The sequence below is a fragment of the Collimonas sp. NPDC087041 genome (assembly GCF_044745265.1).
Classification (GTDB): Bacteria; Pseudomonadota; Gammaproteobacteria; order Burkholderiales; family Burkholderiaceae_D; genus Collimonas.
In genome coordinates this window covers 1-12,354 of the sequence record NZ_JBIUZX010000009.1, presented here as the reverse complement: position 1 = coordinate 12,354, position 12,354 = coordinate 1, and the positions used below count along the sequence as shown (strand labels likewise).

The following is a 12,354-nucleotide window of genomic DNA, read 5'->3' as shown; positions in this document are numbered from 1 at the left end:
GGGACAGGCCAGCTAATTTCAAGCGTTTCCGACGCTACGGATGAGGAAAAATCAAAAAGAGATGGCGCGATACGTCGCAAAGCCAGCGATGCACAGGATGATCGAGCCAAACAGATGCAACAGCGCATGCCCCAGGAACCAGGCGTAGTCGCCTTGTTGCAGCAACACCATCGATTCCGCCGAAAAGGTAGAGAAGGTGGTCAGTCCCCCAAGAAATCCGGTAATCACCAACAGCCGCCATTCAATCGGCAGCAACGGATGGGCCTCGAAAAAACCTACTGCCAGGCCGGCCATGTAGCCGCCCGCCAGATTGACCACCAAGGTGCCCAACGGCAGCTGGTTCTGAAATGCACCCAGCCAGATGCTCGCCAGCCAGCGCAGCCAGGCGCCCAGCATTGCGCCTATACCAACCGCGAGCCAACTCATTTCTTGCTTTCGCGAATCGGCAGCGGCAATGCGTCCTGCTCCCATTTCGCCAATGCATCGTCGTCGCTGCTGCGCGCATCAACCCAACGTGCGCCTTGTGGAGTGTGTTCCTTTTTCCAGAACGGCGCTTCGGTTTTCAGGTAATCGATAATGAATTCGCAGGCAGCAAAAGCCTCGCCGCGATGTGCCGAGCTGACCGCCACCAGCACGATCTGGTCCTGCGGCAACAGCGGGCCGATGCGATGGATCACCAATGCGTCGACAATTTCCCAACGCTGCTTGGCCTGGTCGACTATCGCGGAGAGGGCTTTCTCGGTCATGCCGGGATAATGCTCCAGCTCCATCTGGGCGACGGAGCTGCCGTCGTTCAGGTCGCGCACTGTGCCGAGAAAACTGACCACGGCGCCAATTTTTGGATTGGCCTGGCGCAGCTGCGCCAGTTCGGCGGCGAGATCGAAATCCTCAGTCTGAACGCGGATTGGCATAATTAAGCTCGCTAGTAGCAGTCCTGGCCGTCTTGCGCCGCCAGGAACGGGATTAAAATCAGCCGCCGGTCACCGGCGGGAAAAACGCCACTTCGCCATTCTCGGCCAGCGCCGTATCAGCGTTCGCCAGTTCCTGGTTGAACGCCATACGCAACGCCCGCCCATCAGCCAGCACTTCTGCCCAGACCCCGCCGCGCGCGCGCAGATAAGTACGCACATCGCCAACGGTGGCGACCGTCGCCGGCAACTCCAGCGTTTCCTGCGACAGGTTGAGCGCCTCGCGGATGCTGGCAAAAAAACGTAGCTGGATTTTCATTACATTCTCATTTTCAATCAATTGCAAGAACCGGTACAGTTGCCGGCTCCCCTCGCATTGTCATGCCAGCGCGGCAAACGGCAAGAAGTGCAGCATGTCGCCATTGACAATAGTTTGCCCCGGCGGATTGTCGACCAGGCCGTCGCCCCACACCGTCGACGTCAACACACCTGAGCCTTGATGCGGAAACAGGTCCAAGCCGCCATCTGCGTTAATTTTGACGCGCAGAAACTCGCGCCGGCGATCGGCCTTGGGCCAATTGAAATCGGCGCGCATAGGAAGCGTCTGCGGCGCCAGTTCGCTGGCCGCCGCGCCTTGCTGGTGCAGGATGAACGGCCGCACGAAGATCAGGAACGTGACAAAGCTGGACACCGGATTGCCAGGCAAGCCGATGAAGAAAGCCGTGCCGCCTGCACTACGATTCACTTCGCCGAAAGCCAGCGGCTTACCCGGCTTCATGGCGATCTGCCACATGTTCAGGCGCCCTTCCGCTTCCACCGCCGGCTTGACGTGATCTTCTTCGCCGACAGATACGCCGCCCGAAGTCAGGATCAGGTCATGCTCCTGCGCGGCAAGACGCAAGGCCTCGCGCGTCGCTTGCAGGTTATCCGGCACGATGCCGTAGTCGGTGATGTCGCAGCCCAGGTTTTCCAGCAGGCCGCGCAACACAAAGCGGTTCGAATTGTAGATCGCGCCCGGTTTCAGTGGTTCTCCCGGCATCGCCAGCTCGTCGCCAGTGAAAAACATCGCGACCCGCAGCTTGCGCAGCACCGGCAGCTTTTCCAGTCCGACGGAAGCCGCCAGCCCCAGGTGCTGCGGTCGCAGGCGCGTTCCTGCGGCGAGGATCACGCTACCGCTGCGGATATCCTCGCCGGCGCGGCGCACCCATTCGCCGGCTGCCGGCGCGTGCTTGATCAATACGGCGTCGCCATCGGCTTCGCACATTTCCTGCATCACCACGGCGTCGGCGCCGGTCGGAATCATCGCGCCGGTAAAGATGCGGGCGGCGGTGCCTGGCTGCAAAGGCGCACCGACGTGTCCAGCCGGAATCCGCTGGGATACCGGCAGTCGCGCAGCGCCACTGGCGCAATCGACGGCGCGCACCGCGTAACCGTCCATTTGTGTATTGTCGGCCGGCGGTACATTCAGCTGCGAAGTCTGCGCCTCGGCCAGCATGCGGCCGTTGGCGGCCAGCGTCGACAGCAGTTCGATCGCGCCGCCTGCCAGCAAGGGGCGCTCGGTCGCCAGCAGCACCTGCAGGGCTGCGGCGACATCCAACATCGGTGGTTTTTGCATCATTCTTGGTTTGTTGATCTCTAGGTACTCAGCGATTACAAGCCGGTGTGCGTGGCGATGAATTGCTTGACCTGCACCACATCGGCGGCCATCACTTCAAAGCGCTGCGGCAGCGCCTCGATGTTTTCAAAGCCGGCCGGCCGCTCCGCATCGTGTCCCAGCGCTTCGCGGATGGTTTCGTTGAACTTGGCCGGCAATGCCGTTTCCAGCACGATCATCGGTACGCCCGGCGCCATGTACTCGCGCGCCACCTTGACGCCGTCGGCAGTATGAGTGTCGATGGTAATGCCATAGCGCGCCTGTACGTCGCGGATGGTATCGAGGCGATCCTGATGCGTCGATTTGCCGGACTGGAAGCCGAACCCGCCGATCTTGGCGAATTCGTCGCCATCGCTACCAGGGCCACCCGCCAGGCTGAAACCGCCTTCAGTCTCAACCTTGTGGAACAAGGCGCGCACGCGTTCGCTGTCGCCACCCAACAGGTCGTGGACAAAGCGTTCGAAATTGGACGCCTTGCTGATATCCATGCTTGGGCTGCTGGTGTGGTAAGTCTCGGCCGCCTTGCGCACCCGGTAGATGCCGGTGCGGAAGAATTCGTCGAGCACATCGTTCTCGTTGGTGGCTGCGACCAGTTTATCGATCGGCAAGCCCATCATGCGTGCGATATGGCCGGCGCAGATATTGCCGAAATTGCCCGAAGGGACGGTAAACGACACTTTCTGGTCGTTGCTGGTGGTCGCACTCAGATAGCCGCGGAAGTAATACACCACCTGCGCCACCACGCGCGCCCAGTTGATCGAATTGACAGTACCGATTTTCTGCGCGGCCTTGAATGCGTGGTCGTTGGAGACCGCCTTGACCATGTCCTGGCAATCGTCGAACACGCCTTCGACCGCGATATTGAAAATGTTCGGGTCTTGCAGGCTGAACATTTGCGCAGTCTGGAAGGCGCTCATTTTCTTGTGCGGCGACAGCATGAAGACGCGGATGCCTTTCTTGCCGCGCATTGCATACTCGGCAGCGCTGCCGGTATCGCCGGATGTCGCGCCGAAAATGTTCAGCTCGGCGTCGTGCTTGGCCAGCGTGTATTCAAACAGGTTGCCCAGCAACTGCATCGCCATGTCCTTGAAAGCCAGCGTCGGGCCGTTCGACAACGCCTGCAGCAGCAGCTTGCCGCCATCCTTTTCCTCCAGCACGCGCAATGGCGTGATCTGGCTGGCATCCTCGCCGGCACGCGCGTTGCGATATACCTCGGCGGTGTAAGTCTTGTGCGCCAGCGCTTTCAAGTCGGCCTCGGGCACGTCGGTCGCAAATTTTTTCAGGACTTCGAACGCCAGATCGGCGTACGACAGGCTGCGCCAAGCATCCAGCTCGGCGCCGCTCACCTGCGGATATTCGGCTGGCAGGTAGAGGCCGCCATCCGGAGCCAGGCCGCCAAGCAGGATTTCAGAAAAATTTTGTGCGGCTGCGTGGCCACGAGTCGAGACATATTGCATAGGATTGGATGAGGTTTTGTGGTTACGAATACCGATGGGGACCTGATAAAGAAGAAAATGCGCGAGGTAACTACGAATCTGCCGCGAATTACTGTCTTTCACATTATAGCCGCCGCAAGCGAGCTGCTGTCAGCTTTGCACTATTGCGCCAACCGCTCTATTTCTTTTTCCAGTAGTCGACGGCGTCTTCGTAGCACTCCACCGTCAGATCGGCAACCTTGGCTTCCATATGCGCCTGGGCATCGGCTACCGCCTGGTTGTAAATGCTGGGACCGATCACCTTGACGCAGAAATCAAGCAGCATGGCTGCCTTCAGGTCACCAATCGGCTCTTCCATGTTTTCCTTGAAGTAGCGCTGGATCGATCCGATCAGCTCCTTCTGCTCCTCTTGTCGCAACTTGATCGTCATGGCGCATCCCTTGTCTTTTATATATGATCACACGCTCAAAAAACGGCACTCCGCATGCCCGGCTTTTTGAAAGCCCATTAATGTACTACATGCCCCGCATGACCGTTATCACCCCGCCAATATATAAGTCGCCTTGGACGCGCATACAAATGATACAAATGCGCACAGCATCCTTATTGCCACACTGATACAATATCGGTCTTACGCCAAGGCGCAGGAAATGCCTGGCAGGCAGGTCGTCAATACGACGATAATTAGCCTTATTCCGCTTGCAACTCATTCAATTGTTATGACACCTCCACTTTCAACGACCCCGTCGACCGATCTGCAAAACAGTTCGGCGATGCCTGACGAGCATCCGATGTCCGGCAGCCTGTTCATGGTGGTAGCACCATCCGGCGCCGGCAAATCGACACTGGTCAACGCGCTGCTGGCGCAGGAACCCGCCATCAAGCTGTCGATCTCGTACACCACCCGGCCACCGCGCCCAAGTGAGCAGGATGGCCGCGAGTATCACTTCACAACGGTCGAAGATTTTCGCGCCCGTCACAAACAGGGCGAATTCCTGGAATGGGCCGAGGTCCACACCAATTATTACGGCACATCGCGCCTGGCAATCGCCGAGCAAATGCAGTCCGGCACCGATGTCTTGCTGGAAATCGACTGGCAAGGCGCGCAGCAGGTCAAGAAGCAGTTCCCCAACGCGGTCGGCATTTTCATCCTGCCGCCATCGATTGCCGCGCTGGAAGATCGCCTAAAAAAACGCGGGCAGGACGAGCCGCAGGTGATTACGCGCCGGATTCTTGCTGCCGGCGGCGAAATCGCGCACGCCCCCGAGTTTGAATATGTTATTATTAATCAAGAGTTTGCAACTGCTCTGTCGGAATTAACAGCGATCGTCAAAGCCACTCGCTGCCGCTTTTCGCAGCAGGCAGTGCGCAACGCCTCGTTATTTGCCCAACTGGGCATCCACGCCAACTTAAGTTAGTATTAAGTCAATGCCTGACAGGCACCGATTTCTGGAGAAATATATGGCCCGCATCACCATCGAAGATTGTTTGAAACAAATCCCTAACCGTTTTCAATTGACGCTGTCCGCGACCTATCGCGCACGCCAATTGTTGCAAGGCCACACCGCTAAAGTGGACGCCAAGGACAAGCCAACCGTTGTCGCCCTGCGCGAAATTGCTGCCGGCAAGATCGGTATCGAAATGCTGAAGAAAGTACCTGGTTAATTAGTTGGTTGAGGACGGAGCAATGCGTTGCGCCTCGGCGAATCCAGCACTCCGTCCGACAATCAGTTCAACATCATGTGGCTGACACCGACCCAGTATGAACCTGACATCTCCAGATTCAAGTATGTCATCAGCTGCGACCACAAAAAAACGGGCGGCCTCTCCCCGCTCAGCCAGAAAACCCGCTAGTACGCCTCCCTTGCCAGATCCTCAGCCCGCCTCCCAACTCGGCGTCGCCTCGATTACGCACCTGACCACCAAGCTTGCCGAATACCTGACTCCAGCCGAGCTGAAGAAAGTCAAGGAAGCCTATCGCTTTTCCGATGAAATGCATCTCGGTCAGATGCGCAAGTCCGGCGAACCCTATATTTCACACCCGATTGCCGTCGCCGAAATCTGCGCCGACTGGAAACTCGACGCGCAAGCCATCATGGCCGCCTTGTTGCACGATGTCATGGAAGACCAGGACGTCAAGAAGGACGAGCTGATCGAGCGTTTCGGCGCACCGGTGGCGACCCTGGTCGACGGCTTGTCGAAACTGGACAAGATCGAATTCCAGAGCCAGATCGAAGCGCAGGCGGAAAATTTCCGCAAGATGCTGCTGGCGATGGCGCGCGACGTGCGCGTGATCCTGGTCAAGCTGGCCGACCGCCTGCACAACATGCGCACGCTCGGCGTGATGGTGCCGGAAAAGAAACGCCGCATCGCCCGCGAGACGATGGAAGTCTACATCCCGATCGCGCACCGGCTCGGCCTCAACAACATCTACCGCGAACTGCAGGAACTGGCCTTCTCGCACCTGTACCCGCTGCGCCACCGCACATTGGCGAAGGCAGTCAAGGCAGCGCGCGGCAATCGCCGCGAAGTGGTCAGCAAGATCCTGGAATCGGTCAGCACCACGCTGGCAGCTACCGGCATCAATGCGCAGATCGATGGCCGCGAGAAAAGCCTGTTCGGCATCTATCGCAAAATGCATAACAAGCACCTGTCATTTTCGCAGGTGCTGGATGTCTACGGCTTCCGCATCGTGGTCGACACCTTCGCCAATTGCTACCTGGCGCTCGGCACGCTGCATGCGCTGTACAAGCCGATGCCAGGCAAGTTCAAGGACTACATCGCGATTCCCAAGCTGAATGGCTACCAGTCGCTGCATACCACGCTGATCGGCCCCTATGGCACGCCGGTAGAGTTCCAGATTCGTACCCAGGACATGCACCGCGTCGCCGAATCAGGCGTCGCCGCGCACTGGTTGTACAAGGACGAAGAAGGCAACCTGAGCGACCTGCAGCAGCGCACCCATGCGTGGCTGCAATCGCTACTCGATATTCAGAAGCAAACCGGTGATTCGGCCGAGTTCCTGGAGCACGTCAAGGTCGACCTGTTCCCGGATTCGGTCTATGTGTTTACGCCGAAATCGAAGATCATCGCGCTACCGCGCGGCGCCACTGCGCTCGATTTCGCCTACACCATCCACACCGATGTCGGCGACCAGACCATCGCCGCCAAGATCAATCACGAGCCAGCGCCGCTGCGCACCGAACTGCACAATGGCGACATCGTCGAAATCATCACCTCGCCGACCTCACGCCCCAGCCCCAACTGGCTCAGTTTCGTGCGCACCGGCAAGGCGCGCTCGGCGATCCGTCATTACCTGCGCACCATCAACCTCGGCGAATCGCTGGAACTCGGCAAGCACCTGCTGTCGCAGGCGTTGGCATCGCTCAACCTGAATCCGGCGCTGGCGCCGGTGGTGGTCGAGCGTTTGCTGAACGAATCCAGCGCCAAGTCGCTCGATGAGATCTATGCCGACATCGGCGTCGGCAAACGCATGGCGACGCTGGTGGCGCGCCACATCATGGGTCTGCTGGAAAACGAACCGCTGGCCTCGCCGTTGCTCGACCTGGAAAATGTCAGCGCTCCCGCCAAGATGGATCCGGTAGTGATCTACGGCAGCGAAGGCATCTCAGTGCAGCTGTCGCCATGCTGCCAGCCGATTCCGGGCGACCATATCGTCGGCCAGCTCAAGCGCGACCAGGGCCTGGTGGTGCATGCTGAAGACTGCAATATCGCCAAGCGCCAGCGCAACAAGGATCCGGACCGCTGGATCGAGGTGCTGTGGGGCGAGGACCTGAACCGTCGTTTCGACTGCCGCATCAAGGTGCTGGTACATAACGACAAGGGAATCCTGGCGCGGGTTGCTGCCGAAATCGGTGATTCCGATGCCAATATCATCTATGTCAACATGGATGACGACAAGGATCAGATGATGACGCAGCTGGTCTTCACCATCCAGGTGGAAGACCGCGTTCACCTGGCCCGGCTGATGCGCAATGTGCGCCGCATCCGCGGCGTGACGCGCATCCTGCGCGATCGCAGTTGAACGTCCACAATCGATTTGTTGGGATGAACAAGATAACGGCCGGTCAACACCGGCCGTTTTTTATTGCAGCGACTGCTTGCCCGGCAACGCTATCGGCAACTGGAACACGTCGATTCCCTCTTCCGCCAGCTCCTCGCGTTGCTCGGCGGACGCAGTGCCGCGAATCCCGTACGCGGGTACTTCATTGTAGTGAATACGCCGCGCTTCTTCTGTAAAACGCGCACCGACATCCTCGGTATTTTCCACTACCTGCCGCACCATTTCCGCCAGTTGCTGCTGAAATGGCGCCACCGAAGGCGGCTTCCCTGCGCGCGCGTGGGCAGCAGTATCAGGGACAGTTGCCCTGGAGGCCGATAAGTTCAAATGGGGCGCTGAAGGCAGCTTGCCGACCTTGACGCTGTCACACACCGGGCAGCTTATCTGCTGGCGTTCCGATTGCGACAGGAAATCCTCTTCCGAATTAAACCAGCCTTCGAAGCGATGTTGCTGCTCACAAGATAAATTGTAGACTTTCATGGATAGTTGCTTACCTAAAATCCAAGACCTGAAATGCCAAAAAGCACAGAATCAATCGCTCAGCCGTGTCGAAACATGCCAGGCGCCAATGTTCAATGTTAACGCATCGAAAGACAGCGATGCTACACCAATCAGCATAGAACTTATCGGCAGCTTCGATACAGGCAATTATCTCAATAATGTGCGATTTCAATCATATCAAGTCGCCTGCTGCTTGTTTGCCGCGCGAAACATCTCACCGATCTGGCGCGCGCTAACAGCATCGTCGGAATAGGTGAATGTACCGTGATCTCGCATCTCCCGCGCCGCTCGCAGAAACGCGCCGAGCGCCGCCCGTGACAACGAACCACCGACGCTGACGCGCTTGACGCCGATCTCCGCCAGATCCTTCAAACCCAGTTGCACTCCTTGCAACCCCATCACGACATTGACAGGCCGGTCAAGCGAACTGACCACGGCGGCAATCTCTTCCCTTGTTTTCAAGCCAGGCGCATACAACGCATCCGCTCCCGCATCCTGATAGGCTTGCAGCCGTTTGATGGTGTCGTTCAAATCAGGCCGGCCGACCAGATAGTTTTCAGCGCGGGCGGTCAACATGAACGGGAAACCGAGTCCGCGCGCCGCTTCTGCTGCGGCACGAACGCGCTCCACGGCCAATTCTAAGGAATAAATCGGATCGTCGCTGTGGCCGCTGGCGTCCTCGATCGAGCCGCCGACAATGCCGGTGGCCGCAGCTAGCCGGATCGTTTCGGCAACGGCTTCCGGAGCGTCGCCGAAACCGTTCTCCAGATCGGCGCTAAGCGGTAACTCTGTCGCCGCCGCCAGTTCGCTCAAGTGCAGCAGCATCTGGTCGCGCCCAACGCTGCCATCCGTTTGTCCGCGGGAAAATGCATAGCCCGCGCTGGTAGACGCAAGCGCTTCAAAGCCGAGCAAGGCCAGCAGGCTGGCGCTGCCGATATCCCACGGATTGGGAATAATGAATGCGCCATCTCGCACATGCAGTTGCTGGAAAACAAGCGCTTTTTCGATCTGAGATTTCATAAGACTCTTTCGATTTGACATAGCCTCGGATTGGCAATGCGAGATCCGTTGACACAACGGAACAACTGCACCCAATGGATTACCAAAAGCACCTGAAAAAATCATCGCCGTAGCGATTCTCTATTAGCGCCAGGCTGCTTTGTTTCCTAGAATGAAAGCCGAAGCGCCGTAAGCGCCTTACGCTTTTGTTGAAATAAATCGGGGGCAACATGAAAAGGATACTGCTGGTATTGCTGCTTGGCATTGTCGCCGCGGCCCTGCCAAGCTACGTCGTTGCCGGACAAGCGCAAACTTTCGCGCCGCCGCCATTGTTTGGCCCAGTGTTTCATCCTGCGCCATTGCTCCATCCGGCATCTTCCGTTGTAGCCCCACTTACCTTGCGCGAACGGAATGAGTGGGAAAAGCGACGCGTTGACCAATGGAGCGAGCTCGAATGGCAGCGCCAGCAATGGCGCGAAAACCGTGGCGAGGCAGTGTCGCCAATGGATAACGCCACGACACGCACGCCAATGCCAGCCACCAGCTTTTAACACATCTTGATTGCCGACTCGCTGGCCACAGGAAACTAGAAGCGCGGCAGGTCGGCCAGCGTCCGTTCCGATCCGGAATGGTCGACAATATCGATGCCTTCGATTCCATGTTCGTAAATCACCAGGCCGATGCTGGGGCCACGCACAATTTTGCCATCCACCGAAAATGCAGTAGCCACCTCGTCACCGAAATGCAGCGCATCAACCACCAGGCTGACATCCTGCTCCGAAGTCTTGTGCTCCCATCCAATAGAACCATCGTCTTTCGCTTTCGCCCGTCCCCAGCGCACTTCTTCAACCCGATCACCTGCAACATTAAAACGCACTGCTTCAATCATGTGAATTGACATGTATATCTCCGAGATGGGAAGTCGAATAATTTTTCACTTCATGGTACGCGCCATGTTAATCGGCAGCAAGATGCCAAGCAAAAATATGCTACGCAATCTTGCCGCGATACTTCGACATGCAACAAAAAAACGCTATCCAATGGATAGCGTTTTATCGCGTGCCTGGCTCGGCCGATGGCGATCAGTTTTTCCAGTTATGGCTCTTCCGGAACCACCCGCAGCCAGCCGCTGGGGCAACTTGGCACATCGGGGTAATAGCCGACGGGGTTATTGCAATAGAAGCTGTAATTGGCGCCAGGCTGCACATACAAGCTGCCGTCCGGATAAAAATAAGCCGGATCGTAATAGCCCGGATACCAGAACAAAGGACCGCCTATAACGAACACGCCAAATCCGCGAAAATCACGGAATCGGCGAAATCCGTGGCGTGCGTAGAAATGCGGGCCGCCACCGGCTTGCATGCCGGCTGCTCCACCGTGGAAGCCACCATGAAAACCGCCGTGGCCGCCGTGGAATCCTCCATGCTGGGCCAATGCCGTACCGCTGGCCGAGGCCAGTATCAACGCAACCGCTGCACACAACATCATCATCAACTTCTTCATGGCTGCACCTTTTACCTTCCGCATCGCCGGCAACATGGCAACGCCTTCGATATCCCTATATTCACTATAGGAAGTGTTGCCAAAATGGTCGATACAATTCAGTAATGTTTGCAACAGCGTGTATCAATAAGCTGGCAACGGCGCATTCCATGCGAATCCTTGCTTACGGTATACTTGCGCGTCCAACCCGCAGAGAGAAAGCAACAGAAATGACCACTTATAAAGAGCTGCAAGCACAAATCGAACAGTTGAGAAAGCAAGCGGAAGAATTGCGTCAGGCGGAAATTGCCGGCGTCATCGCCGAGATCAAGGCCAAGATGAACGAGTATGGGATTACTGGCGCCGATCTCGGCCTGATGGGCAAGAAACGCGTCATGAAACCGGCCCCGCCGATGGAAGCCGAAGCACCGGCGCAATTGTCCGGCCAGGACGATGCCGCAGTCGGCAGCTCAATGTAATTGCCAGACCTACCGTTCCAGACGACTGTCATCGACGAAGGCTTTGCCGCTTCGCCAGCCTGAAAAGACTTTCCGCCGATGACAGCCGTGATGCAGATCAATCCAGCTTGAAGCGCAAGCCCAGCGCCACCACATTGTTAGCCAAACCACCCCTGCCGAACTGCAGGTCGTAGTTCAGATACCAGCCCCAGCGCTTGTCGACATCGGTGCTCAAGCCCAATCCCGCCCAGCCGGAATTGCGCGCCAATCCTATCCCCTGCACCGTGAAACCAGCCGCCGGCGCGCCGACGAAGGCTGCGTTGAAATCCAGGCTGCCGTCGGTGAAGGCATGTTGCCAGGCTGCGTAGCCCTGCAACACGCTGCGTCCGCCCACCCATTGAAACGCTGCATCGCCGCGTAGCCCGAGCAGCGCCGCCGTCTGCCGATACGCCTGACTATCCGCCGTCAAGCCGAACACGCCGCCGTTCTCGGTAAAGCCGCCACGCTTGAGACGGTCATAGGACAGCCCCGCAAATGGCGTCAGCCGGGTGCTGTCGGATAGCGGCAGCACATAGCCGCTCTCGCCATAAACCGACCAGATCTGGTCTGTATGTCCAGCATTCAGGCCCTGGACCGTATTGCCGATCAGCGCATCGCGCGTCACCGTACTATCGACGCTGGCGACACCGGCCCGGCCGGACAAATACCAACCATTGGTGCCGAGTACTTGCCTGCCGTAGAGCGAGACGCCGGTATTGTGGCTCTTCGATTGCCCGCCCAGGCGATCGAAACTGGCGCGACTGTCCGAGTACGCCAACGCAGCGCCGACGATGGT

16 protein-coding genes are annotated in these 12,354 nt (G+C 58.0%); 5 read left to right on the top strand and 11 right to left on the bottom strand.

Annotated features, from left to right (window positions below; all coding sequences use genetic code 11):
* Nucleotides 1-51: 51 nt before the first annotated feature.
* The 6 genes from crcB to ACIPF8_RS16535 all read right to left on the bottom strand — a co-directional run bounded on the left by crcB (nucleotide 52) and on the right by ACIPF8_RS16535 (nucleotide 4,428).
* Complete coding sequence (crcB, locus tag ACIPF8_RS16560; protein WP_400423064.1) at nucleotides 52-426, bottom strand: fluoride efflux transporter CrcB; 375 nt, start codon at nucleotides 424-426, stop codon at nucleotides 52-54.
* Nucleotides 423-911, bottom strand: coding sequence for a molybdopterin synthase catalytic subunit MoaE (moaE, locus tag ACIPF8_RS16555; RefSeq protein WP_400423062.1), 489 nt, complete (start codon nucleotides 909-911; stop codon nucleotides 423-425). Before moaE ends, crcB begins: the two co-directional genes overlap by 4 nt.
* Nucleotides 912-969: 58 nt before the next feature.
* Nucleotides 970-1,227 carry a molybdopterin converting factor subunit 1 gene (moaD, locus tag ACIPF8_RS16550; RefSeq protein ID WP_400423059.1) on the bottom strand — a complete coding sequence of 86 codons (258 nt, stop codon included), beginning with the start codon at nucleotides 1,225-1,227 and terminating at the stop codon, nucleotides 970-972.
* A gap of 60 nt (nucleotides 1,228-1,287) precedes the next feature.
* The gene (gene glp, locus ACIPF8_RS16545; protein ID WP_400423056.1) at nucleotides 1,288-2,526 is read right to left on the bottom strand and encodes a gephyrin-like molybdotransferase Glp; all 1,239 of its coding nucleotides are present in this window, start codon (nucleotides 2,524-2,526) and stop codon (nucleotides 1,288-1,290) included.
* Nucleotides 2,527-2,558: 32 nt separating this feature from the next.
* Nucleotides 2,559-4,019, bottom strand: a complete 1,461-nt coding sequence (gene thrC, locus ACIPF8_RS16540) for a threonine synthase (RefSeq protein WP_400423053.1) — start codon at nucleotides 4,017-4,019, stop codon at nucleotides 2,559-2,561.
* Nucleotides 4,020-4,176: 157 nt separating this feature from the next.
* On the bottom strand, nucleotides 4,177-4,428 hold the full coding sequence (locus ACIPF8_RS16535) for a DUF2164 domain-containing protein (protein ID WP_400423050.1): 252 nt from the start codon (nucleotides 4,426-4,428) through the stop codon (nucleotides 4,177-4,179).
* Nucleotides 4,429-4,771: 343 nt separating this feature from the next.
* On the opposite strand from ACIPF8_RS16535, the gene gmk reads away from it, so the two are divergent.
* The 3 genes from gmk (at nucleotide 4,772) to ACIPF8_RS16520 (ending at nucleotide 8,043) form a co-directional block, all read left to right on the top strand.
* Nucleotides 4,772-5,416, top strand: a complete 645-nt coding sequence (gmk, locus tag ACIPF8_RS16530; RefSeq protein ID WP_400423441.1) for a guanylate kinase — start codon at nucleotides 4,772-4,774, stop codon at nucleotides 5,414-5,416.
* A gap of 43 nt (nucleotides 5,417-5,459) precedes the next feature.
* Complete coding sequence (rpoZ, locus tag ACIPF8_RS16525) at nucleotides 5,460-5,663, top strand: DNA-directed RNA polymerase subunit omega (protein ID WP_061533270.1); 204 nt, start codon at nucleotides 5,460-5,462, stop codon at nucleotides 5,661-5,663.
* 97 nt (nucleotides 5,664-5,760) lie between these two features.
* On the top strand, nucleotides 5,761-8,043 hold the full coding sequence (locus tag ACIPF8_RS16520; protein WP_400423047.1) for a RelA/SpoT family protein: 2,283 nt from the start codon (nucleotides 5,761-5,763) through the stop codon (nucleotides 8,041-8,043).
* Between the two features lie 60 nt (nucleotides 8,044-8,103).
* Here ACIPF8_RS16520 and ACIPF8_RS16515 read toward each other — a convergent pair whose 3' ends face one another.
* Nucleotides 8,104-8,559, bottom strand: coding sequence for a DUF1178 family protein (locus tag ACIPF8_RS16515; RefSeq protein WP_400423044.1), 456 nt, complete (start codon nucleotides 8,557-8,559; stop codon nucleotides 8,104-8,106).
* A gap of 198 nt (nucleotides 8,560-8,757) precedes the next feature.
* On the bottom strand, nucleotides 8,758-9,600 hold the full coding sequence (locus tag ACIPF8_RS16510; RefSeq protein WP_400423042.1) for an oxaloacetate decarboxylase: 843 nt from the start codon (nucleotides 9,598-9,600) through the stop codon (nucleotides 8,758-8,760).
* 209 nt (nucleotides 9,601-9,809) lie between these two features.
* Between ACIPF8_RS16510 and ACIPF8_RS16505 the strand changes: the two genes are divergently transcribed.
* Nucleotides 9,810-10,130, top strand: coding sequence for a hypothetical protein (locus tag ACIPF8_RS16505; RefSeq protein WP_400423040.1), 321 nt, complete (start codon nucleotides 9,810-9,812; stop codon nucleotides 10,128-10,130).
* A gap of 35 nt (nucleotides 10,131-10,165) precedes the next feature.
* Here ACIPF8_RS16505 and ACIPF8_RS16500 read toward each other — a convergent pair whose 3' ends face one another.
* Nucleotides 10,166-10,480, bottom strand: a complete 315-nt coding sequence (locus ACIPF8_RS16500) for a hypothetical protein (protein WP_400423039.1) — start codon at nucleotides 10,478-10,480, stop codon at nucleotides 10,166-10,168.
* 194 nt (nucleotides 10,481-10,674) lie between these two features.
* Nucleotides 10,675-11,082, bottom strand: coding sequence for a hypothetical protein (locus ACIPF8_RS16495; RefSeq protein WP_400423037.1), 408 nt, complete (start codon nucleotides 11,080-11,082; stop codon nucleotides 10,675-10,677).
* Nucleotides 11,083-11,291: 209 nt separating this feature from the next.
* Here ACIPF8_RS16495 and ACIPF8_RS16490 point away from each other — a divergent pair, with 209 nt between their 5' ends.
* Nucleotides 11,292-11,540 (top strand): H-NS histone family protein, encoded by a 249-nt coding sequence (locus tag ACIPF8_RS16490; RefSeq protein WP_400423035.1) that lies wholly within the window; start codon nucleotides 11,292-11,294, stop codon nucleotides 11,538-11,540.
* 97 nt (nucleotides 11,541-11,637) lie between these two features.
* Here the strand turns inward: ACIPF8_RS16490 and ACIPF8_RS16485 are convergent.
* On the bottom strand, nucleotides 11,638-12,354 hold a 717-nt coding region (locus tag ACIPF8_RS16485; protein ID WP_400423032.1), incomplete at its 5' end, for an autotransporter outer membrane beta-barrel domain-containing protein.

Coding starts and splice junctions, on each gene's coding strand:
- crcB (WP_400423064.1), bottom strand. CDS start 426: ATGAGTTGGCTCGCGGTTGGTATAGGCGCAATGCTGGGCGCCTGGCTG.
- moaE (WP_400423062.1), bottom strand. CDS start 911: ATGCCAATCCGCGTTCAGACTGAGGATTTCGATCTCGCCGCCGAACTG.
- moaD (WP_400423059.1), bottom strand. CDS start 1,227: ATGAAAATCCAGCTACGTTTTTTTGCCAGCATCCGCGAGGCGCTCAAC.
- glp (WP_400423056.1), bottom strand. CDS start 2,526: ATGATGCAAAAACCACCGATGTTGGATGTCGCCGCAGCCCTGCAGGTG.
- thrC (WP_400423053.1), bottom strand. CDS start 4,019: ATGCAATATGTCTCGACTCGTGGCCACGCAGCCGCACAAAATTTTTCT.
- ACIPF8_RS16535 (WP_400423050.1), bottom strand. CDS start 4,428: ATGACGATCAAGTTGCGACAAGAGGAGCAGAAGGAGCTGATCGGATCG.
- gmk (WP_400423441.1), top strand. CDS start 4,772: ATGCCTGACGAGCATCCGATGTCCGGCAGCCTGTTCATGGTGGTAGCA.
- rpoZ (WP_061533270.1), top strand. CDS start 5,460: ATGGCCCGCATCACCATCGAAGATTGTTTGAAACAAATCCCTAACCGT.
- ACIPF8_RS16520 (WP_400423047.1), top strand. CDS start 5,761: ATGAACCTGACATCTCCAGATTCAAGTATGTCATCAGCTGCGACCACA.
- ACIPF8_RS16515 (WP_400423044.1), bottom strand. CDS start 8,559: ATGAAAGTCTACAATTTATCTTGTGAGCAGCAACATCGCTTCGAAGGC.
- ACIPF8_RS16510 (WP_400423042.1), bottom strand. CDS start 9,600: ATGAAATCTCAGATCGAAAAAGCGCTTGTTTTCCAGCAACTGCATGTG.
- ACIPF8_RS16505 (WP_400423040.1), top strand. CDS start 9,810: ATGAAAAGGATACTGCTGGTATTGCTGCTTGGCATTGTCGCCGCGGCC.
- ACIPF8_RS16500 (WP_400423039.1), bottom strand. CDS start 10,480: ATGTCAATTCACATGATTGAAGCAGTGCGTTTTAATGTTGCAGGTGAT.
- ACIPF8_RS16495 (WP_400423037.1), bottom strand. CDS start 11,082: ATGAAGAAGTTGATGATGATGTTGTGTGCAGCGGTTGCGTTGATACTG.
- ACIPF8_RS16490 (WP_400423035.1), top strand. CDS start 11,292: ATGACCACTTATAAAGAGCTGCAAGCACAAATCGAACAGTTGAGAAAG.